Here is a 23,089-nt window from a genome sequence, read left to right on the forward strand (position 1 = left end):
CTCTTCTGACCTGCGACCCCAACCGCGTACCGCCGGCACTTCGGTCCCGTGATGGCTGCTGACAGTGCAACCGGTCGCTCCCGGCTCCACGACGGAGCCGAAATCCGGTCGTCGCGGGGAAACCGGCGGCGGCCCGCCAGGCCGCCGCCGCGGCCGCCCTGGTTACTTGGGCAGCCTGGTGGACCTGTCGCACAAGCTCAGGTCGGGGACACGCTCGTAGTTGCCCCCGCCGGAGACCATGGTCGCGGGGAACCAGCCCCACCCTCCGTCCGCGTAGGCCTTGTCGCCCTTGGTGTACAGCCAGTAGTTGTTGCGGGCGCCGCCCACGGCCGGGTTCTCGGCGCCCAGCTTCTGGCAGGCGAACCAGTTGCGGCCCGCGTTGAGGTAGCCGACCTTCACCGCCCCGTTGTAGAGCGCGCCGCCCACGTAGTTGCGGCAGTAGGTGGTGGGATAGCGGTGCCCCCCGGGGTCGGTCACCAGCGGGCCGTTCCCGCCGCAACTGCCGGCCGCGGCGGTCTGCGCCGAGGCAGTCGCGTCGAACAGTCCCACTCCACCGACGGCGAGCACCACGGTGGTCATGGTGGCGGTGGCCAGTGTCTTCAGCTTCATACCGTTCCCTTGTGTTCGTCTACTGACAAACCGAGATGGTAGAAAGCGGCGGAGTTGTCGAACGCTCGTTTCAACGATTCTCGAAACCTACTCGTGGGCAAGCCGGTCTTCATCGGCCTGGCCGCCGCCGGATCGGAGTCAACCGACGCCTGAGGCGACTTCCTGACCGATCTGGCCGATCGGGGTCTCCGATGGGGTTGGGCGGCATACGCGGTGAGCGCGTTCAGCCATTCCAGCAGCGCGGCCCGCGCATCCGGCTGGGCGGCCGAGTTCGCGGGCACTCCGGAGGAATTCGGCAGCCGGCCCTGCCTCTCCCAGCAAGCAACTTCCCCCAGGCCGGGACGGGTGTCGAAGGCCCGGGGTGCTTCGGACTTCTCGATGAGTGCTTGATGCGACACGGATCGCTATCTACGCTCACGGTCATGGGTATCCCTACCGAACCTATCGGCAGTATCCCCCGTCCCTCCGCCCTGCTGGCCGCGCTGGCCGAGCACGCCGCGGGAAAGATCGGCGATGACGAACTGGCCGCGGTGCGGAATGAGGCCGTCGTCGACACCCTCGCCAGGTTGGAGCAGCTGGGCTGCCCGGTCCTGGTGGACGGCGAACAGGCCAAGCCGAGCTTCGCCACCTACCCCATCAGCGGACTGGCGCACCTGGCCCCGGACGGCGTGGTCATCCCGTTCGCCGACGGGCACACTCGGCAGCTGCCACGGCTGACGGCGGGCCCGTTCCGCTACGCCGTGCACGCCGCGACCTACCTGCGCCAGGCACAGCAGCACACACGGTTGCCGGTCAAGCAGGCGGTCATCGCCCCGTCGGCGCTGAGCCTGCTGTACCCAGCCGAGCCTCTGGCCGACTATCCCCGCAAGGCGTTTCTGGACGACCTGACCGCCGAGGCCGAGGCCGATATCCGGGGGTGCCTGGAGGCCGGAGCCCATGTCGTCCAGCTGGACTTCACCGAGGGACGGCTCTCACTCAAGCTGGACCCCGGCGGCGGGCTCCTGGAGGACTTCCTGACGCTCAACCGTCAGGTGCTGGAGCGCTTCAGCGCGGATGAGCGGTCCCGCATCGGCGTGCACACCTGCCCGGGCGGCGACCGCGATTCCACTCACAGCGCCGATGTGGACTACGCCGGACTGCTGCCCAGGCTCCTGGCGTTGCCGGTAGGCAGCTTCTACCTCCAGCTGGCCAGCGAGCCCGACCCGGAGCGGGTGCTGGGCATCGTCGCCGAGCACCTGCGGCCAGGTGTTCGGGTCTTCGTCGGGGTGATCGACCCGATCGACCCGCGGGTGGAGAGTCCCGAGCAGGTACGCGACCGCGTGCTGCAGGCCGCCCGGCATATCCCGGTTCAGCAGCTGGGGACCTGCGACGACTGCGGCTTCTCGCCGTTCGCCGATGATGTCTCCACGTCCAGGGAGATCGCGTTCGCCAAGATCGCCGCACGGGTTCAGGGGACCGCGCTGGCCGCCGAGATGTTGGGAGTCTGACAGCGTCGTCGTGCCCGCCCTCGCCATCGCCCTCGTGGTGGACGTCCGCCGCGCGCCAGGTTCGGACGGCTCCTTCTGAACTTCGTCGTCGGGGCCTCTGCCGCGACGCGACAAGGGAGACGCACGTCACATGCGTTCCTGTCACATCTTGCCGAGCTGTTCCGTCAGAGAGGTGTAACCAGGAACAACGACACAGGAGCGCACCATGGATGCTCGGTTGAACCTCTTCGACAACCCGGTCGCAGCCAAGTCCCTGAGGTACTTCATCTCGGCGGGCAAGGTGGTCGAGGACACGACGCTGCCGGCCGCGACGCAGGAGCTGGTGAAGATCCGCGCCAGTCAGATCAACGGCTGCGGTTTCTGCACCGACATGCACACCAAAGACGCCGCGCACGCCGGGGAGACTTCGACGCGCCTCAACCTGGTCGCGGCCTGGCGGGAGGCCACGGTGTTCACCGACGCCGAGCGCGCCGCCCTGGAGCTGACGGAGCAGGGCACCCGCATCGCCGACGCGGCCGGCGGTGTCACGGACGAGGCTTGGGCGAATGCCGCCAAGCACTACGACGAGGAGCAGCTCGCCGCCCTGGTGTCGCTCATCGCTCTCATCAACGCCTTCAACCGCGTGAACGTCATCGTCCAGCAGCCCGCCGGCGACTACCAGCCCGGCCAGTTCGGATAACGAGAAGCACCTGGCCGGTGCCGTCCGCCGGCCCCGCTTCGGCGTCCGGTCCGGGAGTGTCCGTTCGATCCGCGCCCCCTGCGCGTCGGTCAACGGCACACCCGGACCAACGCGACCTGGTTGTGGGGCTGAACCGCCTTGCCGCGCCTCGCGTATCTCCATGCATGCGGTGGAGGATGGCGGTCGTAGCTCTGCTGAGCCTCGCGTTGACGGCGGGATGCGCCGCGGCAGCGGGTACGCCGGTTGACCATGTCCAGGCGGATGTGCGTTTCAACCAGGACATGATCACGCACCACCGTCAGACCATCCAGCTGGCTGAGCTGGCGGCCGACCGTAGCAGCAGCTCGTATGTGCGCGGGCTGAGCAAGAAGCTCATCGCGGGCGAGGAGGCCGACATCCAGGTGATGTCGACGTGGCTGCGGTCCTGGCAGGCGCCGGTGCCTTCGGAGCAGGACGCGAAGACGGGCTCCGAGTTGCGGGCCGGGCCGGGGTTCGACCGGCGGTGGCTGACGGTGCTGTCCAAGCAGTTCGACCACGGGATCCAGATGGCCGAAGTGGTTCGGGCGGCCGGTAGGCACGGCCCCACGCTCCAGCTTGCCGACCGGCTCATCACCGAGCAGCGCGCACAGTTGGCGGACATCACCAAGCAACTGGCCTGACCGCGGCCAGGGCCTGCCCTGCGTGGGAGCATGTGGGCGTCATGCGCGCCCGGCCCCGCCAAGGTGGCCACGAGCATGGCCTTCAACACCACCCTCAAACTTCACGGCGAACCCCCACCGGCCTGATGCCAGTCGCAGGCCGCAGGTGTACTGGACGATCAGGAGTAGTCGTCTTCGTCGTACTGTTCCAGGTGGAGTAGGGTGCGGATCTTTCCCACCGCCGGTTTCCCGTCGTGGCGGGCGGCGTTCAGCACCTCCTGGACGAGCGCGTCACGGGCACGGGCACGCGCGGCCAGGAGCCAGTGCCGTTGCGCCTGGAGCGATTCGGCCTTGAGCTGCCCCACCAGCCCGCGCAGCGCCCTGGGCCAGGCGGTGTCGGACAAATGCCGGACCTGCGTCCTGTTCGCGGTGGCGACCTGCGCTGCTCGGCGGCGTAGCACCGCGACAGGCTGGCCGCCGTTGATCGCCTGCTCGAGTCGCTCGAGCGCGATGTTGTACGGCCGCACGATGCCCAGATAACGCCGGGCCGCCTGATCGACGGTCAGCGGCACGGGGCTCGGCGTCGCCCGCGGCGAAGGAGTTACGGTCTCCACGCGCGGCTCGGGGCTCACGGCCGTGGACGAAGGGAGCGCGAGCGCGACCGGCGGCGCCGCGTCGACGGGGTCGCTCGAGCACCCGGCGACCATGGTGGCGACCACCAGTATTCCTGCAAGGATGCGCACAAGTCCGCTATTGATCCACTCAGCCGTCGGCATGTCAAGAGGCTGAACCGCCCGCCGGGAGTCATGCGGCTGCGGACGGGATCGCCGGCAAACAGCTCCCGTTCAGCGGCACACCCGACACCGGCGGCCAGGCAACCCCACCGGACGCCTCGCTGACCGTGCAACGCACCTTCTCCCATCGCAAGGAATCCCTCACCACCCCCTGCCGGCCGTGACGCCCTCCGCGCCGTGGACAGGTGGCGTGACAACGCGATGCGCAACGTCGGGCGGTAAAAGCAACGTGCCATGCAGGCGCTCGACGTGTCGCCCGCACAGCACGTTTGTTTCTACAGAATGGGAATGTCCTGCTGTGTTGCCTGGTCCACCAAACGGCGCCCGGCAAGTGACCCCTTGAGGTGGAACTGATACTTGCGCGCAAAGCCAAAGTTCGTTGACGTGCCCCCGTCTTCCCACGGGAAGATCGGCTCACAAACGTCGCGAACCTTGATTCCCACGACAACCTGCGCCGAGGTTTCTGACACCTCGGTATCGGTGACCTGCACACAGAACTTTCCATCGGAGCCCGGCCTGCCGGTGAGGATCACGGCGGTTATCGTGCGACCGCCTGGGTCGGCAGCAGCGGACTCGATGGGATACCAGCGTGCTTGCCGGGCACACCCGGCAGTCAGCAGGACGCTGATGACCGCTAACGCCAATCCCAGGCGATTCAGCATGATCTACTCCGGCTTCACTCAGGTGATCTTGCGTTTCTTGATGTCGCCGCCGAACGCCTTGGCCGCCAGCCTGATATCAGTGAAGTACTGGGTGCATATTCCGGAACCGGCTTTGCTCCCACCGCTGATGATGCCCTTGGCCGTGATGTACCCCTGGGCGGGTCCGCTGTCGATGATGGTGTATACGGGTCCACCTGAGTCACCGGGCCAGGTGCACGTTCCTAACCTGCCACCGGACACCACGGGGAGCACCTGCTCGACGGGGTCTGCCGGGTTTTCCTGGTATTCCGCTATCGCCGTGGGGTCATCGACCACCCATCCGCACTCCTGCCCCGTTCTGTAGCCACCGGTGCAGTACTCGTCGTTCTCCCTGGGGCTACGGCTCCACTTTCCGGCTACCGGAGTTTTCTCGCTGTCCGACTTGTTGTCGCTGGTGAAAATGGAAGCCGTCTGCTGACGCGTGGTGAGCTTGATCCGGGCCAGGTCCCCATGGAAGCCGCCTTGCGGTGCCGGACGGATAACGGATCCCTTGCCGTCGGTATACGTGGTGCCCGCCTGATCGCCAAGAATGCGGGCGCCTGCGACGAAGCCATAGTCGGTCAGCCTGGCCGCGTCGGCCGCCGGCAGGTTCGTGGGGAGGCAATGTCCAGCCGTGAGGTAGAAGTTGTCGGTCTTCGTCCCCCAGGCGAAGCCCGTGCTGCATGATCCTCCGGCTGCGGTTCTGAAGCGGCTGCCGCCGTTGATGTAGAAGTCGAGGCCGAGACTCCATCGGGGATTATTGACGATCCCATCCTTCAGGCGGCAGTCGAGCTCCTTGCCCTTGCTGTCGTTCGAACACTTGAAGGTGCGGACGTCCGGGTCGGGGTCGTTCGGTCCCGCAATCAGGCGGGTCGGGTGTTCCAGACCTGGACGCAGCCAGATGGATACCGTTGTTGCTCCGTACCGCTGCGCGAGGCCCAGCCGCAGTTCCGGGGTCACCTCACTGGCTTGCACCATGACCTGGTTGCGTGCTGCCCAGATGGAGCTTTCGATGAGCTTGTCGGCGCCGGGGATCTGGCCGTCCAGGGTGAGGATTTCGCTCGCGATGGTCTTGAGCCGGGCAGAGCTGTTACTCACCATCGGAATGCGGGAGTTGAAGGTGAAGGGTTCGGTGACCCCCGGTACCCCGTCGCCGTCTTCGTCTGTTTCGTCGGCGCCGTCGTAGCCACTGTCGTAACTCCACTCCGCGCCGCCGTTGCTCAGGTACGCCGTGCCGACCAGCGGCTGGGACGCGGTGTCTCGTCCCCCGCTGGTGACCGCCGGTGTCACCACCTCGCCTGTGACCATGTCGACCAGGGGCGGCGCGAGCGCGTCCGAGCCTGCCTCGACACGCGTGTCGGCGACGTCCAGGGCGTGAGCCTGTGCCTCCGCGATCGGCATGCCGCGGCGCCACAGGTCGGGCGCGGTGAACACCTCGACACCGTCAGCTCCCGCCGGGTTCACGATCGTCGGCTCGCCGAAGCTCTCGAACGTGGCCGTCAGCTTCGGCGTCGTGTCCGGTCCGCCGTACTCCGCCGAAGCCAGTGCGCGCCAGTTGTCGTCCGGACTTGTCTCGTTGGCGGCGCGGAGTTCGAGGCCGAAGTTCCCGCCGAGAGTCCAGCTCTGCATGATGTCGGTGACAGGCCATTCGAGCCGGTCAGGCCCGCAGTCCGACGCGTACGCCTTGGTGACTGTTTGTGCACCTTCATCCGCCGAGGACGGTTTGTTCGCCCAGGTGAGGTTGTTGGGGTCCCACCTGCTCGTCACCCGGCGCACCTGGATGCCGTCGCCAACCGGATCGCCACAAGCTGGCGCATCGGTGTTGAGCAGCGACAGTTTGGCATCCACCACCTTCTTGCCGATCAGGCCCTTGGTGTCGAAACTCAGGTAGACCCTGTTGGGGGTGCCGAAGATCGTGCCAGCGGTCAGGATCGGGCGCGTCGGATCAGCCGCGGCACCGTCGTCCGCCACGTCGGCATCGGCATCACTCGTCGTGACGGTGGACGCGATGGTGAGCGGGTAGGTGATCGCCGAGTCCTGGAGCAGGGAGTTGTCAACCCCGACGACCAGCGATTGGCCATCGTCGGCGGTCTTCAGCGTGGGGTTGGCTCGTCCCGGCTTGCTCTTGGTGGCGAGGGCTTGTCGGCCGTCCGGCGATCCTGTGAAGAGGCTTGCGCTGAAGGGGCGCGCGACCTGATGACCGGAGGCGTCGGCGAGTTCGACGCGGCCGTCCTTGCGCGTCTGGAACTTCAGGCCCTTCGCCTTCACGGGGAGGTTGATCTCCATCGGCTTGGCAGGCTTCGCGCGAAGAACGATCTCCTGGCGATACCCCATAGGCAGGGCGGTGAGCACCAGATCGGCTCCTGGCCCGGCGGCGTTGGCGTATGTTGCCTTGTTGCCCGCGATGGTGGGGCGCGGCAGAGGGGTCGGCCAGCTAAGGCTCACGGACTGTTTGGTATTCGGGCTGAAGGTGACGAGCGGGTGGCCCGAACCTCCTGCGGAGAATTCCGAAGCCGCCTTCGCGACCTTGGGGCTGAGGAGCCCGTTTTTCTCGGTCAGAGTGGTGTCAATCCATGCCCACGCTCCTGCGGACTGTTTGACACGTACAGGCTGGGACCAGGTTTCCATGGTGATGCGTCCGTCTGGATGGCGTATGGCGCGCATCGTTTCGGTCGCTGCTCCGAGCAATTCCACAGGCTGCTTGGGATCCTCGTCTACGAGGCGGACACCTGGGGCCGGACTGGCTGACGCTGGAATCTGCGGGATTGCCAGAGCGCTTACTAACAGGGTGCTTCCGGCTACGGCCTGTAACAGTCGACGCTGGGGTGTAGAGGGGTTCCTCACTCAACCGTCCTTTCGGTGATCTTGTAAGGGCGACGTAAAATTACAAGACAGATCACACTTGTGCAATAGCGGCGTAAAGCTGGGCGAATCGCTCCACGTTGCACATAAGTGGCAGACCAGGCAAAACGCAGTGCCAGATGAGGGCAAGTGAGGCGCCTGCTGGGCCCGTTGAGTCGTCGAACAACCCCTCGCCCAGTGATCGGGGAGAGCCGCCTGCGCGGCCACGCCAGTGGTCAACGGGTACGGCCCCCACCGGTCCGGCGAGTCCCGGAACAACCCGTGATGGATGCACGGTCGCATCAGCCTCGGCCTCGTCGAGAAGCTGTCGCCCAAGTCCGGCTCGGGCCGGAGGTGGAGATAACTACAGGGAGAGTAGGGAGCCACCCGCAATGGCGGCGGCCGCGTGATCCGGGAGGCTCCGGTGCATGGCAAACACATACGTCGCCACCAGTTGGCGAAAATACGCCTGGCTGGCGACAGGTATAGCGCTAGGACTGTTCGGCACGAACAGCGAATGGTCGATTCCGATCGCCGGCTGGCTGTTCTCCATTGGCCTGATGCGGTTCACCCGAAGCTCCGGGGTGCTCGCCGGACTCGCCTGCGTCGGCCTTTCCGCGACGGCGACGACCATTGTCTATGTCGCGGCCGCAGGCCAGCTCGGTGTCCTGCCGATCCTCCTGGGCTGTCTGGTCCTGAGCCTGATCCTTAGTATTCCGCTGCTGGTCGACCGGCTGCTTTTCCGGCGGTTGACTCCGTTTCTGGCCACACTGGTCTTCCCGGCTGCTCGAGTGGCGGTCGAATTCCTGGTCGCGGTGATCAGCCCGCTCGGGACGATTTTCGGGCCGTTGGCCGCGACGCAGTCGGCGAACCTGCCGTTGCTCCAGACGGTGTCTGTCACCGGCATTTACGGGATCAGCTTTCTGATGGCCTGGGTGGCGCCGGTCGTCAATGTCGCGCTGGAACGCCGGCTGAGTTGGCCGTCGATCCGCGCCGTCGCGTTGACGTACGTCTCGGTGCTTGTTCTCGTCCTCATCGGCGGTGGCATGCGGCTCGCCATGGCGGCGACGCCGCCGAGTCTGGTGCGCGTCGCCGGCATCAGCGCGTCGCTCGCGGCCGAGGACCGGATGCGACAGATCAACAACTTCCATACGCCGCAGGTCCTGCCCGAGCAGAAGCCGACGCTGCGCAAGGCGTTCGCGGTGCTCAACGACGATCTGTTCGCCCGTAGCCGGATCGAGGCCGACGGCGGCGCGAAGATCGTGGCGTGGGCGGAGACCGCCGCGGTCGTGCTCAACGAGGACTTCGCCGTTTTCCTGCGGAAAGCCCAGGACCTGGCCAGAGAGAAGCAGATCTACCTCGACATGGGGATAGCCGTCATCCTCGACGGGCAACCGCACTCACGCGACATCGCCGTGCTCGTGGCACCCGACGGCCAGGTGCTGTCCACCTTCGACAAGGCGCATCCCGTACCCGGTATGGAAAGCCTGCGGCCGGGCGACGGAATCGTGCCGGTGTCCAAGACGCCGTACGGGAGGCTGGCCAACGTCATCTGCTTCGACGCCGACTTCCCCAGGACGCTGCGCACGCACGCCGACATCATGTTCGTCCCGGCCAACGACTGGAAAGGCATCGAGCACACGCACGCGGCGAACGCGGTGTTCCGTGCCGTCGAGAACGGATACAGCCTCGTCCGGCAGACCAGCAATGGCATCGCGATCACCGTCGACGCCTACGGTACGAGCCTGGCCAGGACGAACTACTTCAGCACCGCGCAGCAGAGCATGGTCGTGTCCGTGCCGACGCGAGGCACCTGGACGGTCTATGGCCTGGTCGGCGACCTGTTCGCCTGGCTCTGCGTCACGGGCGTCGTCGGACTGGCGGCGTTGGCCGTCTTCCGACGGATCGGGCACCAGGGCTGACCATCGGATTTCCGGGTGAAGGTGCGATGATGCCACCTGCGAGGAACGGGGAGACACAAGGATGAGGGCGAGACTTGCGACACTGGTGCGCGCACTGGCCATGATCGGCCTGTCCGTCGCCGGGATCGGCGCGGCCGTCCTGGTCGTGGTCAGCGCGGCACTGATGGTGGTCGGCGCCGGCCGGTACGTGTTCCCGCCTGCCGTGTCGCTGCTGCGGACGGTCGCGGACGCGGCCCGGCGGCTGGCCGGTCGGGTCGGCGTGCACATCGAGCGCCCCTACGGTCCCCAGACGGATGCGGTCGCGCTGCTGAAGGAGCGTGCGACCTGGCGGGACGTGCTCTGGGCGGTCCTCGACCCGATCATCGGCACGTGGGCGGCCGCGTTGGCGCTCGGCATGCCGCTCTACGGGTTGTACGGCGCGGCGGTGCAGCCGTTCGTGTGGCAGGCCAACGTCCGGGCCGGCGGTACCAACTCCTACGGCGTCATCCATGTGACCTCGACCGCCAGCGCGCTGGCGGCGATCCCGGTCGGGCTCGCGTTGATCGCGCTCGGCCTGTACATCGGGCCGGAGCTGTTGCGGGTGCGCGCCCGGTGGGCGCGCGCGCTGCTCGAGCCGTCGCGGACGATCGAGTTGGAGCAGCGGGTCGAGACGTTGGTGGAGACGCGCGCGGGCGGTGCCGACGCACAGGCCGCGGAACTGCGCCGGATCGAACGCGACCTGCACGACGGCGCGCAGGCACGACTGGTCGCGCTGGGCATGGGGCTCGGCAATGCCGAGCGGCTGCTCGACGAGGATCCGGAGGCGGCCCGCGCACTGCTGGTCACGGCGCGGGAGGCGTCGTCGAAGGCCTTGGACGAGCTGCGCGACCTGGTGCGGGGCGTTCATCCGCCGGTCCTGGCCGACCGGGGCCTCGCCGACGCGATCCGAGCCCTGGCGCTGGATTGCCTGCTCGATGTCGAAGTGTCATCCGATCTTCCCGGACGGCCGGCGCCCCCCGTCGAGTCGGCCGTCTACTTCGCCGTCAACGAACTGCTCGCCAACACGAGCAAACACGCGGGCGCGGCGTTGGTCCGTGTCACGCTCCACTACCGACACGGCGTGCTCAGCTGCGACGTCGTCGATGACGGCGGCGGTGGCGTTGATCCGGCCAACGGCACCGGGCTGCGTGGCATCCAAAGCCGGCTGGCCGTCTTCGACGGAACGATCGCCGTCGACAGCCCGCCCGGCGGACCCACCCGTGTCCATCTGGAGGTGCCGTGCGCGATCAGGTCCGCATAGTTGTCGCCGAGGATCTGTTCCTCATCCGGGACGCGTTGATCCGCATGCTCACCGAGCACGGCTTCACGGTCGTGGCCGCCGTCGACAACGGCCCGTCCCTGCGCAAGGCGCTGGCCGAGGAGCGGCCCGACGTGGCGGTCGTCGACGTACGGCTGCCGCCATCCTTCACCGACGAGGGCTTGCAGGCCGCGATCCAGGCGCGCCGCGAGCGGCCCGGCTTCCCTGTGCTGGTGCTGTCGCAGTATGTCGAGCAGCTCTACGCCCGTGAACTGCTCGCGGACGGAGCCGGGGCGGTCGGCTACCTGCTGAAGGACAGGGTGTCCAACACCAAACAGTTCATCGACGCGGTCGCATCGGTGGCCCAGGGCGGCACAGCGATGGACCCGCAGGTCGTCGCCAAACTGCTGACCCGGGGCGACGCGCGCGGCCGTACGGCCGAACTGAGCCCCCGCGAACGCGAGGTGCTGAGCCTGATCGCCGCGGGCCGCTCCAACGCGGCGATAGCTCATCAGCTCACGATCTCTGCCAGCGCGGTCACCAAACACATCGCGAGCATCTTCGGCAAGCTCCAGCTGCCAGAGTCCGAGGACGACAACCGCCGCGTCCTGGCCGTGCTCGCCTACCTCAACCGCTGACCGACCGGAGGTCGCGAGGTCCGTGCGGCCACCACCCCGGCCAGCGGCGCGGCCGCCAGCGCCGCGACCCCCACTCGTCGACATCCCATCAGGCGGCGTCGAGGGCTGCGGTGATCTTGCGGGCCATCTCGGCCAGGGTGGGGCTGGGCTCGCCCTGGCCGGTCCGGGCCGCCGCTTCGATGGCGACGATGACGGTGCTGCGGAAGTTGTCCGCCTCTGCCGGGTCCTGCTGCTTGAGCAGGGTCATGGCTGCTGTCAGGGCCGGCAGTACCTGGTCGGCGAGTTCGGCTACGGTCTTGCCGTACTTCACGCCCTTGGGCGCCTTGGTGAGCACGTGCCCGACCAGGCCGGTCGCGGAGGTCAGGGCGATGGAGCCGTGGGTGGCGACCTTGTGCGCCGAGCCGGCGGCGCCGGCGGCGGACATCAGTGAGACGGCGCCCCACGCGGCGATCCGCAGGGTGAGCTTGTCCTGGTCGGTAAGGGTGATGGACATGGTGGTGTGCTCCTTTGAATCTGTGAACGGCGGATGGTGGGATGCGGTCCTGTTGGTGCCCGGGAGTCTGGATCACTCAGGTCGGGTCGCCCGAGTGAATCTCACCCGGCCTTGGGTCGCAATCGCTGAACCGTTCATGGCATCCACCATCGCCGACCGCTCTGATACCGGGCCGTCGCCGTGCTGACACGGCCGCTGACACGACACCGCACCAGGCCTCATCGCCGCCGGCGTCCTTGGGCCGCTTGTGAGTCATCCTGCCCGTGCTCGGTCCTTCGCCTGCGGCCGGGGCGCGCGTCTGAGCATGCTTCCCGCAGCCTCAGGAACTCTTCCGCTCGTCCGGCGACTCGGCCGGGGCGCTGAGCTGAGTATGGGCGGCTGATCGGCTACGTCGCCGGTACTCGGTGGGTGTCAGTCCGACCAGCGTCCGGAAGCGGCGGGCGAAGTACGTCGGGTCGTCCCAGCCGACGGCGGCGCCGACTCGAGCAGCCGGCAGGGCCGAGTGCGCCAGTAGCGTGGCGGCGCGCTCGGCCCGCAGCCGGGCCAGGAAGCCCAGCGTCGTCAACCCGACGTGCTGTACGAACAGCCGGCCGAGATAGGCGGGATCCAGGTTGGCCGCCCGGGCGAGATCATCCAGCCGCCACGGATGGGCAGGCGCCGCCTCGAGCCGGGCGATGGTGGCGGCGACGGCGGGGTGGATGGCGGACTCGAGCGTCTTTCGTTCGGGGTCACGGCCGTCGGCCAGGACGCCGAGCACGGTGACCAACCGGCCCAGCACACGGCCCGGCCGGCTCTGATCGGCCCCGAGATCCCGTTCGAGCAGGCCGATCTCTGCGACGGCCTCCTCGGCGGCGGCCGGATCGACGGTCGTGACCGCCACGCCGTGCATGCCGGACGCCACCGGATCGGTCCACAGCATCCGGCGCAGCATCGGGATGTCGTACAGCGCCGCCAGTTCGGCCCGTAGCGCCTGGGCGGACAGGCAGCAGTTGGCGACGGTCAGGTCGGTGCAGTCCCGGAACCCGTGCCAGGCACCGGGGCGGAGCACGATGACCTGCCCGCGCCGCAGCGGATGCTCGCCCTGACTGGTCACGTGGCGGCCGCAACCGGATCCGATCACGGCGATCTCGAGGAAGTCGTGCGCGTGCGGCTCGATGTCGGCGTTCAGGTGGTGGACACCTGCCAAGACCGGGCTCCCGGCGAACAGCGCGTGCTCGTGCAGCGTGGCAGGCATATCGGGATCGTACGACTACTTGCCGGGATCGGCCTAGCCGTGGCGGCACACCACGACGACGCTTGCAGTATCCCAACGGAAAGAACCCTGGAGGTCAGTGATGACAACGACCACGAACGAGCAGTCCGGCAGCGACGTCGGCGCCGACGGCCGGGTGTCGGACGAGCTTGTGGCGGCGTATCGCGAATACGGTTTCGTCCGAGTAAGAGGCGTTCTCGAGTCCGACCAGATCGAGCGCTTCCGGACCCGCGCCGAGGCGTTCCTGGAGGCGCATCGCGCGGAGAGCCTGGAGAAGCAAGGCGTCTTCAGCCAGCTGGTCAACGTCTGGCAACGCGACCAGACGTTGAGGGAGCTCACGTTCGATCCGCGGCTCGGCCGGATCGCTGAACAGCTCGCCGGGTTCTCGCTGCGGCTCTGGCACGATCAGATGCTGGTCAAGGAGCCGCACAACAACGCTGCCACGGAGTTCCACCAGGATCGTCCGTACTGGCCGCATGCGGGCGACCGGCTCCCGCTGTCGGCGTGGATAGCGCTGGTCGACGTTCCCCCGGAGCGGGGCTGCATGACCTTCCTGCCCGGTACCCAGCATCGCACCGGCCTGCGCCCGCAGGACCTCCACCACGAGGAGGACCTGTTCGAGATGGACCCGTCTCTGCGCTGGATCCCGCGGGTCACCGTGCCGCTCCGCGCCGGCGATTGCACCTTCCACAGCGGCTACACCGGCCACATGGCGCTGCCCAACCGCACCGACCAGGCCCGGCTCGCGCACGTCACCATCTACATGGACGAAGCGACCCGCTACAGCGGGACCGAGCACATCGTGACCGATCCTCTCGGACTCGCCGTGGGCGACCGGTTGGACGGCGACACCTTCCCCCGCCCCTGGGCTTAGCCGGCTGGTGTCAAGCGGGTCTCGCGGGTGGCGGCGTCAGCCCTGGGCGCGAGTCTGGGCCAAGGGCCACTGGCGTGTGGACGTACATGGCCTTCAACGACGATCGGCGCCTCGTCCCAGCGGCGGCTGGGACGCCCGACGACGTTCGCCGCGACGATCCGCTGGAGGCCCTTTAGTCCTGACCGCCCGTTGACAACCCACGGGCGCGCCCGGCTGCTGTGAAGGTCTGGCCTTGGGCGTCGCGTGCCCTGCCCCAACCTTCGGGACTGCGGACCCGCGTAGAGGTTCGTCCTGGAGGAGTACCCAACCGCCGTCGGCCTGGTGTGACCGGGTACGGCCGAGCGGCCGGGTCAGGTCGGCTCAGGTGCCGGCCGGGGATCCGCCCGCGCGATGCGCGCCTTGACGTCGCGGAAGTGCAGCCGCATCGCCTCCCGGGCGGCGTCGGCGTCCCGAGCGCGAAGCGCCGCCACGATCCGGCGGTGGTTGACGGCGATCTCCGCGGTCCGCTCCTCCGGCGGGCCGAGCGTCGGCTCGACCTCGTGGTAGACGTCCCAGAACAGTCCGATCAACTGCAGCACCAGCTCGTTGCCGCACGACTCGTACAGCAGCGCGTGGAACGCCCGATCGGCTTCCCGGTCCCGATCCATGCCATTGGCCAGGGCGTCCAACGCGGCAAGCCGAGGAGCGCTGGTGCTCTGGGCCACCTGGCCGATCAGCCCGGTCTCGAGCAGCTCGCGGACCTCGACCAGATCGTGCAGCGCGCGGATCCCGCCGCCCGGCCCCGAACGCACCCGGAAGGCGAGCGACGGGGTCAGTACGTCGAGCGACGCGTGCCCGACGAACGTCCCATGACCGTGCCGGATCTCGACGATGCCCAACGCCCGCAGGGCCCGCACGGCCTCGCGGATGCTGTTGCGGCTCGCCCCGAGCAGATCCATCAACTGCACTTCGGTCGGCATCGGCGCCCCGGGGGCCAGTCCGCGCTCGTGGATCAGGGCGACGATGCGCTCCTGAAGCGACGCGCCGTCACGCGCACGCATGCTGCCTCCAGGCTCGTCGAAGACCTCGTGTCAAAACATCCCACCTCTCGGTCCCGGAAGGCCAGGCGAGACAGGAAAGTTTACGCCGACGACACGGATGGGCCACCGGACGGACGCCGTGCGGACGGTGCCGGCTGCCGTTCCAGATCGGTGCCGGCCACATGAGCGCGCAGACCTGCGCAGCGGATACGCCGACGCCGCGCTGGACCCTGGCCGACCTCGGCGACTGGGCCGGCATCGGCACTCGAGTCCGGTGGCCGCACGACTCGGTCGACGCCTGTTCGCCGTACGGCTCAGGCCACTGGCCCGGGCACAACTGCCCAAGCTCTTCCCAGGGGCGTAGCGGGCACCTCCAGGACGTAGGATGTCCTTCGCCGCCAGGTAATCCAATACCGTCAAGGCGCGGCGATGACGCCCGCCGGGGCCCCGCGAGCGCCATCGCCAAGCAGTTCGTTTCGCCTTAGCTGACGCGATCGAACGGCAGCCGCAGCCCAAGCTGACCGCCGATCGGGAGGTTCCGCTGTCGGATCAGGTCCAGCTCGGCGTCGGCGAGGGCGCGCCGGTAGACGCGTACCTCATCCAGCGTCCCGCGGAAGCGGTCCACACCGTCCATCCGCTGTCCGATGTGGATTCCCTGGAGCCCGAACTCCTTGCCGAGGGTCAGCGAACCGGCCGGCGCCGCCGCCGCCGAGACCTGTACGCCGTCCACCAGGAGCCGGAGCTCGCCGCGTACCCGCTGGAGCACCACGAAGTGCCACTGCCCGTCGTTGTACGCGCTCGGCGACTGTACGGTCACGTTGAACCGGTCGACGGAGAGGACCGCCCGGATGCGGTTGCTGGCCGGTTCGGCCCGCAGCCACAGCGCCGGCGGGTTGGTGCCCCGGTTCACCCGGTGGAACCAGAGGATCGAGTGCGCGCCGGTCCGCTCCGAGTACCGGATCCAGGAGGTCAGCGTGAAGTCCTTCGCGCCGAGGTCGATGGAGTCGTTGAACGCCACCTCCACCCGGTCGTCCACCCGGTCCAGGGCCAGCCCGTTACCGAACCGCCCGTCGGTGGTCTGCGCGCCACCGCGGACATACGCCTCGTTGCGGTACGGCGACTCGTCCGGCGTCGTCGGGCCGGGTGCCGGGGGTCCGGGGATGCCAGGCGGGGCGCCGTTCGGCGTCTCCAGGTACGCCTCGTTGAACCGCGCGAACCGGATCTGCTCGTACGGCGTGATGTTGCCGGCCTCGTACATCAGGGCCGCCTCGTCGCCGTCCAGACGCACCATGTCCGAGTACGCCGACGGCCCCCAGTAGAAGACCTTGCCCTCGTCCCACGTCTCGAAGCGGCGCCCCTCGTCGTAGGACGACCGGATCCCCATCGCTTCCCGGGCGCCCGGGTGCATCGGCGAGGAGAAGAGGATGCGCTCGTCGTTGAACCGCAGCAGCGACGCCTGGATGTCGGTCGTCGCCAGCGCCGGCATGGTGCGGAACGGCGCGTCCCACGTCTCGCCGCCGTCGCTGCTGGTCGCGTACGCCCGGTTGCCCTCGTCGGTGCCGCGCTCGCGGGCCGAGGCGTAGATCCGCCCGTCGGTGAGCTCGACGACGGTGACCTCCTGGGCGATGACCGTGCCGTCGTCGCGGGACGTCTCGGCGCCGATGTTCCAGGTCACCCCGCTGTCGTCGCTGTAGAGCAGGTGCGTGCCGTAGACGTGCTTGCCGACCCGGTCCCAGCTTTCGAAACTCGCCCCGACGACCAGCCGGCCGGCGTGCGGGCCGAGCTTGAGCTGGATGCCGTGCATCGGGCCGGTGGCGTACCAGAAGTTCCACTCCGGACGCTTGCCCTCGGTCATCTCCCTGGCGGCCGACCAGGTCGTCCCGTGGTCGTCACTGAACTGCACCCAGGGGTCGCGGTCACAGCCGTTCGGGCACGGCTCCGCACCGTTGTGGGTGCTCACCAGCACGACCCGCCCGGTACGCTCGTCAACGATCGGGACCGGGTTGCCGTGGGTCGTGCCGTTGCCCTCCGAGATCACCTGCAGTGGCCCCCAGGTCCGCCCGCCGTCGGCGGAACGGCGCAGCACGAGGTCGATGTCCTCGTCGTCGCCGCAGTCCTTCACCCGCCCTTCGGCGAACGCCAGGAGCATGCCGTTCGTGGCCCGCACCACGGCGGGGATCCGGAAGCAGCCGTATCCGAAGTCGCCCTGCTTGTAGAGCACCTGCTCGTCCACGAACGGTGCGGTGTCGCCGGTCGCGCCGGCCTCGAAGGTCTCCGCCGGCGCCGCGGCCGCCGGCCCGCCGAACGCGCTGACGAGTAAGCCGACGAGCACCATGACGGCGCCCGCCCGACGGCTCCGGGAGCGCCCGGTACGGCCCTCCGGGAGATAACCATCGTGCATGTCCTCGCCCTTCCTGATAGGAGAAGGTAATGACGGGACATCCTACGTCCAACGTTGGATGTTAAATAGATGGTGAACCTAGAATGTTCACCGGCGGGCGAATGTGTTGCCGGCTTGTAACAGCGCGTCCGGCGCCAGAACCGGCGCAGGGCAGTTGACCTGGTCTTCCAGGCTCGGCTGTTGTGCCGGGAGCTCCGATCGAGGTGGCGCCGGTCCGGGCTCCTGAGACACTGCGGGCCGTCTGGAGCTGAGAGCTCAGGCAGGCGAACGCCGCTGGTTTCGGCTGGGTGGCCGCGTGAGCGAGGCCGACGGGCCAACTGATCTCACGGCGCATCCGCTTCAGCAGGTGGGGTCCACCTGCAGCGAACCTCCCGTGCACGCATACGCGGCCGCGACCTCCTCGGCCGGCCGATGCAGCACCCACCGCGCGCAACCCGATGGCGGGTCGTTCGATCAGCTGCGTTCGGACGGTTTCTCCAGATCCACCCTGTCAGGCTAGCTTGACAGCCGCGATTTCGTCAATCTAGCCTGACATCCATGGAAGACGTCGTGATCATCGGAGCAGGGCCGGTCGGACTCATGCTGGCCTGCGAGCTGAGCCTGACCGGCTCCCGCACCGTCGTACTGGACAAGCGACCAGAACCGGGCCACACACCCAAGGCCAACGGTCTGGGCGGACAGATCATCGAGTTACTGGACCATCGAGGCCTCCTGGAGCGCTTCAGCGCCGACAGCCCGTTCTTCGGGGTCCCGCCGGGGTTCCCCTTCGGGTCGGTCCCGCTGCGTTTCACCGGAGTCGCTGACGTCCCGCTGCGCATGCTGATGATCCAGCAGCCCCGGCTGGAGCGGCTGCTGGGCGAGCGAGCGGCCGAGCTGGGTGTGTCGATCCGCTGGGGGCACGAGTTGGACTCGCTCACGCAAGACGAGTCCGGAGTGACAGCCGAAGGCGCCGGATTCAGCCTGCGTGGCCACTATGCGGTGGGCTGCGATGGGAGCCGCAGCCGGGTCCGCGAGCTGGCGGGGATCGGCTTTCCCGGCACCACTGATGAGGAGGTGGCATGGATCGGCCACTTCGCCGCAGACACCGAGACCGGCGTGTTCGACCACCCCACGGTGGCTGGGCTGGAGCCGGGCTGGAACCGCACCCCGGCCGGGCGGATCCTCGTCACCTCACTCCAGCCCGGCGTCCACATCGTCGGCGTGCGGGAGAAGGAAGGTCATACAGCGGGGCCGACCACCCTCGCCGACTTCCAGGCAGCCATCCACCGCGTGCTCGGCATGGACCTGCCCTTGGGCGATCCGATCTGGCTGTCACGCACGACCGCTCAGGCCCGCCTGGCCGACCGCTACCGGACCGGCCGGGTGTTCCTCGCCGGCGATGCCGCCCACCTGTTCCCCGCGGGCGGCTCGGCACTCAACGTCGGCATGATGGACGCGGTCAACCTCGGCTGGAAACTATCCGCCCAACGCCGGGGCCACGCGCCGGAGGGGCTGCTCGACACCTACGAGTCCGAACGCCGTCCCGTCGCCGAACGCGCCCTCCTGCACACCCGCGCCCAGGCAGCCCTCGACCACCTGCAGGGCGAGGAAGGCGAGGCTCTGCGGGCCCTGCTCACCGAGATCTTCGCCTTTGAGGAGCCTCTGCGCCACCTGGCAGAGCTGCTGCACGGCTCCGACGTCCCCTACGGCACCGCCGCCCATCCGCTGGTCGGCCGCCTGGTGCCGGACCTGCGGCTGACCACCGACACCGGTGAGCTGCGCATGGCCGAACTCATGCGCAAGGCCCGCCCGCTCCTGCTCGACCTCGGCGGCGGAGTCATGCTCGACAGCGACACCGGCGACTCGATCGACGTAGTCAGGGCCCGCTGCGACACCCCTCCCGCCGACAGCCTCCTCATCCGCCCGGACGGATACGTGGCCTGGACCGGCACAGACGGGCTGACAACGGCAGCCGAGAAATGGTTCCACACCCCGCACCCGCCCCTGAAGGCCGCCAACCCGAATTAGGGGGTGGGCTGCTCGGTGAACCGCAGATCACCCTTGCGTCCTCATCGTCCCGCCTTACGACGAACTCACGGCCTTCCCGCGCCATGCTGCGCTGGTCTGAAAGCCCGTCAGTAAGTAGGGCAAACCGTGCGGCACGGTCAGCAGCCCAGTGCGATGGCGTGACCGACGGTGGTCGGGTCGGCCGGTGATCGACGGCCAGGCTGATCACGCCGTACTGGACGGTCACCACTCTGGCCCCAGACTTCGGAGGTACGCCGCCACGCGGTGCTTGCCGCCGTGCTCGGCCCAGCCGAGCGGGGTCGCGTCGTGCTCGGTGTCGGTGATCGTTGGGTCGGCGCCGAGCTCGATCAGTGTCCTGGCCGTCTCCACGTCGTCGTTCCAGGCCGCCGCGTGCAGCGGGGTGGATCGATGCAGGTGGTTCACGCCGAAGCCGAGACCGGCGAGCAGCCGCACCGCCGCGGGCTTGCGCTGCTCGGCCGCGCTGCTGATCAGCTCGGGGAATCGGGCGAGCGCTCGCGTCAGCAGTTCCGGGCCGAATCCGGCCACCGCGTCGGCGTCGGCGCGCATGCAGGCGGCGGTGAACGCCTCCATCTCGTCCAGTACCGCCGAGGCTCCTGCCGTGGCGAGGATGTCGGCGACCTCGGTGTGTCCGTTCAGCACGGCAAGCGCGTAGGGTGTGCGTCCGCCGTACGCCGGATGCCCGCCCAGGCCGTTCACCTCCGCGCCGTGTGCGAGAAGCAGCCGAGCCCGCTGCGGCCCGCCCCGCAGCGCGGCGGTGGCCAGCTCGTCCCGCATCATCTGCTGCGGGGACAGCATCGTCGGCCCCAGCCGGGCATGCCACGGCCCACCCTCGCCGCGGCCCAGGCCGAACTCCAGCAGCAGCTGAAGGTGGGCGGTGTCATCGGAGCAGGACCCGCCGAGCCCGAGGTTGTACAGGGTCTGGCTGTCGTTGGGGTCCGCTCCGGCCTCCAGCAGCAGCCTGGCCAGCGCCAGGCCCTGCCGATGCGGTGGCTGGTGACCCTCTCCGCCGCCGAATGCGCCGGTGAGCGCGGTGAACGGCGAGGTCAGCCCGTCCCACAGGAATCCGGCGTTCGGATCGGCACCGTGGTCGAGCAGTAGCCGGGCAGCCGGCACGTACCGGCCGGGAGCGCTAAGACGGGCGTAGGTCAGATACAGCAGCGGCTCCCACCCGAAGGGGCCGCCCTGCGCCCGAGCCAGCCCCGGATCTCCGGCCAGCGCATCGGCCAGCGCATCGGCCGAGCCGGTGGCCGACATCGTGAAGACGTTCGCGGTGGACAGTTGCGGATGCCGGGCCAGCAGCAGGTCGGCCTCCCCGGTCCGGCCCGGGTAGTCCGAGCCGTAGGTGAGACAGGCCAGCCGCAAGAACTCCTCCGGCAGCTGTTCGCTCGGCGCCACCCGGTGCGGCGACCGGGAGTACCGCTCGACGGTGTCGATGTGCTCTTTCAGCCTGGGCCAGCTCGTAAAGCCGTACATGCGGGCGGTGACGAGCTGCGCGTCGGACAGCTTGAGCGTCTGCGGCGGTTGGGGATGGAACTCGGTGACGAGTCCGATCGCCTCAGGAACTCCTGCTTTGACAGATTTAAGGAGTGTCTTGGCCTGCTTGCGGAGCCGTTCGATGCTGGGGTTGTCGGGCAGGCGATGGCGATGATGGATAGGCATGAGGGCCTCCTTTCCGTCTGGCCTGGCGTCCGCATGATCAGGCCGGAAAAGAGGTCGGGCCGGGTCGTTCGATGAGCGTCAGGTGGGCTTGACCCTTCCCGCGGACCGGTGGCGCCCTGGGCGCGCGTCACCAAGCCTACGCCGGCAAGTCGTCCACTGGCCGACTACACCAGCCGTTCATGGCGTTCTCGGAGCCGGGAGCCGACCACGCCATGCACTGGACCAACCCGAGCTCGCCATGATGGGCTTGACACCCTAGGCAGATCGGATGTCTCCCCTACGAGGGGTCGCAACGCCCCCTTTGTCGATGCGTCTGACAAGGGTCAGCCAGTCTCGTCGGCGCGTCGGGCCTGTTCCGGAGGCATGCGCTTCCATGTCGGGGTCGAGGGTGCGAGCCTGGTCGTCAACGTCTGGTGCCCGTTCGGCCCGCTCTGCGCGTTCGTGTAGTGCCCCGGGTTGGAGAAGGACCTTGACGCCTACCGGCACCGATTTCCGCACGGCCGTGAGGAGTGGGCGACTACGCGCGCGGAGTGGTGGCGGCGGCGGTTTGGTAGACCGCTCGTTCTTGGTCGGCGAAGTGGGTACCGGCCATATAGGGCCGGGCGGGGTTCCAGAGCTGGTCGAGGCCGAAGCCACCGGAGCTGCTGGAAACGAAGTGGGACATGACGCCGATGAGGGTGCCTGTGCCGGTGGCCGGGTCGAAGGTGTCGAACCAGGGTCCGCCGCTGGAGCCTTGGGCCTGGGCCATGGGCATGATGTCGTCGACGTTGCCGCCGGTGTCGGGGGTGGTGGCGCCGCGGGAGGCGAACAGGGCCCGGCCGTCGTAGGTGCGCACCTGGCCGGCGGGGACGCCGTTGGCTCCGGGCTTGCCAACCAGCGGCAGGTTGTTGCCGTCGTACTGCGGGGCGTACCACTGCGCCGACCCGGAGGACGAGACCCGGTTGAAGGTGGGGTAGCCGAACGCGGTCACGAACTGGCCGCGTGGGTGGTCGAATGCGATTGCCTGCCCGCCGGTGATGTCCTGGATCGGGGCGGTGGCATCGGGGTTGTCGACCAGGAACGCGGCCATGTCGTTGCCGGTGAAGTTGTTCTTGTTCCACGCCCAGGTGTTCGTGAGCCATACCCGGGTGACGCCCCACACGCCGTAGGGGGCGATGTCTGTGCCGGGCAGCGGCGTGTTCTGGACGTAGTCATTGATGGCTTGTGTGTCGGTGAGGTCGGCGGGGATGCGGGTCAGGCGTGTGCCGTCGAAGCCGGGAATGAACACGGCATTGACCGCGATGTGGTTCGGCCCGCCCAGGTTGCTGGCCAGTTGCTCTCGAAAGCAGTGCCCGGCGGTGACCGCTACGCTGCGGTTGGCGCTTTGCGCCACCGTGGCGGTGCAGGCCGCCAGATGGTCGAACTGGCCGGTGGCGGCGTTGTCGACCCGCAGCAGCAGTTTCCCGGCGGTCCTGGTGATCAAGCCTGGTCCCTTCCAGGGCGCGGCCAGGTCATTCCAGCCGTCGGCGGGGGGCACGGCGTCCGAGCCACGCCCGATGGCGTTGCCGGTGTCGTCGTTGAGGGCGGCCACCGCGATCCTGCCTGTGGTCCAATAGTTGATTTCCGCCCGTAAGGCGCTCTGATAGCCCGCCCCGGCCGGCACCATCCGGGTCATTTCGTACGGGGTGGTGTCGGCGTGCGCGGCCGGTGCGAGACCGCCGGCCGCGGTTGCGGCCAGCAGCATCGTGGCGGCGAAGGTGCCGACCCGCGTGCGTATCGATGTCATGACGGCGGCTCCCATCTTTGACCGACCGGTCGGT

18 protein-coding genes are annotated in these 23,089 nt (G+C 68.5%); 8 read left to right on the plus strand and 10 right to left on the minus strand.

The window, feature by feature from the left end; translation table 11 throughout:
* Positions 1–162 precede the first annotated feature (162 nt).
* Positions 163–609 carry a hypothetical protein gene (locus ABT294_RS03380; RefSeq protein ID WP_350803201.1) on the minus strand — a complete coding sequence of 149 codons (447 nt, stop codon included), beginning with the start codon at positions 607–609 and terminating at the stop codon, positions 163–165.
* A gap of 422 nt (positions 610–1,031) precedes the next feature.
* On the opposite strand from ABT294_RS03380, the gene ABT294_RS03385 reads away from it, so the two are divergent.
* The 3 genes from ABT294_RS03385 to ABT294_RS03395 all read left to right on the plus strand — a co-directional run bounded on the left by ABT294_RS03385 (position 1,032) and on the right by ABT294_RS03395 (position 3,434).
* The gene (locus ABT294_RS03385) at positions 1,032–2,096 is read left to right on the plus strand and encodes a cobalamin-independent methionine synthase II family protein (protein ID WP_350803202.1); all 1,065 of its coding nucleotides are present in this window, start codon (positions 1,032–1,034) and stop codon (positions 2,094–2,096) included.
* A gap of 205 nt (positions 2,097–2,301) precedes the next feature.
* Positions 2,302–2,775, plus strand: a complete 474-nt coding sequence (locus ABT294_RS03390; protein ID WP_350803203.1) for a carboxymuconolactone decarboxylase family protein — start codon at positions 2,302–2,304, stop codon at positions 2,773–2,775.
* Between the two features lie 263 nt (positions 2,776–3,038).
* Positions 3,039–3,434 carry a DUF305 domain-containing protein gene (locus tag ABT294_RS03395; RefSeq protein WP_350803205.1) on the plus strand — a complete coding sequence of 132 codons (396 nt, stop codon included), beginning with the start codon at positions 3,039–3,041 and terminating at the stop codon, positions 3,432–3,434.
* A 158-nt stretch (positions 3,435–3,592) separates the two neighbouring features.
* On the opposite strand, the gene ABT294_RS03400 is transcribed toward ABT294_RS03395, so the two are convergent.
* The 3 genes from ABT294_RS03400 to ABT294_RS03410 all read right to left on the minus strand — a co-directional run bounded on the left by ABT294_RS03400 (position 3,593) and on the right by ABT294_RS03410 (position 7,581).
* Positions 3,593–4,132 carry a hypothetical protein gene (locus ABT294_RS03400; protein ID WP_350803208.1) on the minus strand — a complete coding sequence of 180 codons (540 nt, stop codon included), beginning with the start codon at positions 4,130–4,132 and terminating at the stop codon, positions 3,593–3,595.
* 350 nt (positions 4,133–4,482) lie between these two features.
* On the minus strand, positions 4,483–4,869 hold the full coding sequence (locus tag ABT294_RS03405; protein WP_350803209.1) for a hypothetical protein: 387 nt from the start codon (positions 4,867–4,869) through the stop codon (positions 4,483–4,485).
* 18 nt (positions 4,870–4,887) lie between these two features.
* Positions 4,888–7,581, minus strand: coding sequence for a DNRLRE domain-containing protein (locus ABT294_RS03410; RefSeq protein WP_350803210.1), 2,694 nt, complete (start codon positions 7,579–7,581; stop codon positions 4,888–4,890).
* Positions 7,582–8,156: 575 nt separating this feature from the next.
* Between ABT294_RS03410 and ABT294_RS03415 the strand changes: the two genes are divergently transcribed.
* The 3 genes from ABT294_RS03415 to ABT294_RS03425 all read left to right on the plus strand — a co-directional run bounded on the left by ABT294_RS03415 (position 8,157) and on the right by ABT294_RS03425 (position 11,564).
* Positions 8,157–9,650 carry a nitrilase-related carbon-nitrogen hydrolase gene (locus tag ABT294_RS03415; RefSeq protein ID WP_350803211.1) on the plus strand — a complete coding sequence of 498 codons (1,494 nt, stop codon included), beginning with the start codon at positions 8,157–8,159 and terminating at the stop codon, positions 9,648–9,650.
* A gap of 61 nt (positions 9,651–9,711) precedes the next feature.
* Positions 9,712–10,929 (plus strand): sensor histidine kinase, encoded by a 1,218-nt coding sequence (locus ABT294_RS03420; RefSeq protein ID WP_350803212.1) that lies wholly within the window; start codon positions 9,712–9,714, stop codon positions 10,927–10,929.
* 44 nt (positions 10,930–10,973) lie between these two features.
* Positions 10,974–11,564: a LuxR C-terminal-related transcriptional regulator gene (locus tag ABT294_RS03425; protein WP_350803336.1), complete on the plus strand. Its 591-nt coding sequence runs from the start codon at positions 10,974–10,976 to the stop codon at positions 11,562–11,564.
* 88 nt (positions 11,565–11,652) lie between these two features.
* Here ABT294_RS03425 and ABT294_RS03430 read toward each other — a convergent pair whose 3' ends face one another.
* Both ABT294_RS03430 and ABT294_RS03435 read right to left on the minus strand, forming a co-directional pair.
* Positions 11,653–12,057, minus strand: a complete 405-nt coding sequence (locus ABT294_RS03430; RefSeq protein ID WP_350803213.1) for a hypothetical protein — start codon at positions 12,055–12,057, stop codon at positions 11,653–11,655.
* A gap of 319 nt (positions 12,058–12,376) precedes the next feature.
* Positions 12,377–13,291 (minus strand): helix-turn-helix domain-containing protein, encoded by a 915-nt coding sequence (locus tag ABT294_RS03435; protein WP_350803214.1) that lies wholly within the window; start codon positions 13,289–13,291, stop codon positions 12,377–12,379.
* 100 nt (positions 13,292–13,391) lie between these two features.
* On the opposite strand from ABT294_RS03435, the gene ABT294_RS03440 reads away from it, so the two are divergent.
* The gene (locus tag ABT294_RS03440; RefSeq protein ID WP_350803216.1) at positions 13,392–14,183 is read left to right on the plus strand and encodes a phytanoyl-CoA dioxygenase family protein; all 792 of its coding nucleotides are present in this window, start codon (positions 13,392–13,394) and stop codon (positions 14,181–14,183) included.
* Positions 14,184–14,533: 350 nt separating this feature from the next.
* Here the strand turns inward: ABT294_RS03440 and ABT294_RS03445 are convergent, their stop codons facing one another.
* Positions 14,534–15,223 (minus strand): FadR/GntR family transcriptional regulator, encoded by a 690-nt coding sequence (locus tag ABT294_RS03445; RefSeq protein WP_350803217.1) that lies wholly within the window; start codon positions 15,221–15,223, stop codon positions 14,534–14,536.
* Positions 15,224–15,683: 460 nt separating this feature from the next.
* Positions 15,684–17,603: an exo-alpha-sialidase gene (locus ABT294_RS03450; protein WP_350803218.1), complete on the minus strand. Its 1,920-nt coding sequence runs from the start codon at positions 17,601–17,603 to the stop codon at positions 15,684–15,686.
* A 537-nt stretch (positions 17,604–18,140) separates the two neighbouring features.
* Here ABT294_RS03450 and ABT294_RS03455 point away from each other — a divergent pair.
* Complete coding sequence (locus tag ABT294_RS03455) at positions 18,141–19,610, plus strand: FAD-dependent oxidoreductase (RefSeq protein WP_350803219.1); 1,470 nt, start codon at positions 18,141–18,143, stop codon at positions 19,608–19,610.
* Positions 19,611–19,832: 222 nt separating this feature from the next.
* Here the strand turns inward: ABT294_RS03455 and ABT294_RS03460 are convergent, their stop codons facing one another.
* Together ABT294_RS03460 and ABT294_RS03465 are read right to left on the minus strand one after the other, a co-directional pair.
* A complete protein-coding gene (locus tag ABT294_RS03460; protein WP_350803221.1) occupies positions 19,833–21,290 on the minus strand; it encodes an ankyrin repeat domain-containing protein in 1,458 nt (485 codons plus the stop codon).
* A 517-nt stretch (positions 21,291–21,807) separates the two neighbouring features.
* Entirely contained in the window at positions 21,808–23,070 is a 1,263-nt protein-coding gene (locus tag ABT294_RS03465) for a trypsin-like serine peptidase (protein WP_350803222.1), read from the minus strand.
* Positions 23,071–23,089 lie beyond the last annotated feature (19 nt).

Source organism: Nonomuraea sp. NPDC000554 (assembly GCF_040300065.1).
Lineage (GTDB): Bacteria > Actinomycetota > Actinomycetes > Streptosporangiales > Streptosporangiaceae > Nonomuraea.

Bases quoted from the DNA above. Each gene is read 5' to 3' on its own strand.
- ABT294_RS03380 (WP_350803201.1), bottom strand. From the start codon at position 609: ATGAAGCTGAAGACACTGGCCACCGCCACCATGACCACCGTGGTGCTC.
- ABT294_RS03385 (WP_350803202.1), top strand. From the start codon at position 1,032: ATGGGTATCCCTACCGAACCTATCGGCAGTATCCCCCGTCCCTCCGCC.
- ABT294_RS03390 (WP_350803203.1), top strand. From the start codon at position 2,302: ATGGATGCTCGGTTGAACCTCTTCGACAACCCGGTCGCAGCCAAGTCC.
- ABT294_RS03405 (WP_350803209.1), bottom strand. From the start codon at position 4,869: ATGCTGAATCGCCTGGGATTGGCGTTAGCGGTCATCAGCGTCCTGCTG.
- ABT294_RS03415 (WP_350803211.1), top strand. From the start codon at position 8,157: ATGGCAAACACATACGTCGCCACCAGTTGGCGAAAATACGCCTGGCTG.
- ABT294_RS03420 (WP_350803212.1), top strand. From the start codon at position 9,712: ATGAGGGCGAGACTTGCGACACTGGTGCGCGCACTGGCCATGATCGGC.
- ABT294_RS03425 (WP_350803336.1), top strand. From the start codon at position 10,974: ATGCTCACCGAGCACGGCTTCACGGTCGTGGCCGCCGTCGACAACGGC.
- ABT294_RS03430 (WP_350803213.1), bottom strand. From the start codon at position 12,057: ATGTCCATCACCCTTACCGACCAGGACAAGCTCACCCTGCGGATCGCC.
- ABT294_RS03435 (WP_350803214.1), bottom strand. From the start codon at position 13,291: ATGCCTGCCACGCTGCACGAGCACGCGCTGTTCGCCGGGAGCCCGGTC.
- ABT294_RS03440 (WP_350803216.1), top strand. From the start codon at position 13,392: ATGACAACGACCACGAACGAGCAGTCCGGCAGCGACGTCGGCGCCGAC.
- ABT294_RS03445 (WP_350803217.1), bottom strand. From the start codon at position 15,223: ATGCGTGCGCGTGACGGCGCGTCGCTTCAGGAGCGCATCGTCGCCCTG.
- ABT294_RS03450 (WP_350803218.1), bottom strand. From the start codon at position 17,603: ATGCACGATGGTTATCTCCCGGAGGGCCGTACCGGGCGCTCCCGGAGC.
- ABT294_RS03455 (WP_350803219.1), top strand. From the start codon at position 18,141: ATGGAAGACGTCGTGATCATCGGAGCAGGGCCGGTCGGACTCATGCTG.
- ABT294_RS03460 (WP_350803221.1), bottom strand. From the start codon at position 21,290: ATGCCTATCCATCATCGCCATCGCCTGCCCGACAACCCCAGCATCGAA.
- ABT294_RS03465 (WP_350803222.1), bottom strand. From the start codon at position 23,070: ATGGGAGCCGCCGTCATGACATCGATACGCACGCGGGTCGGCACCTTC.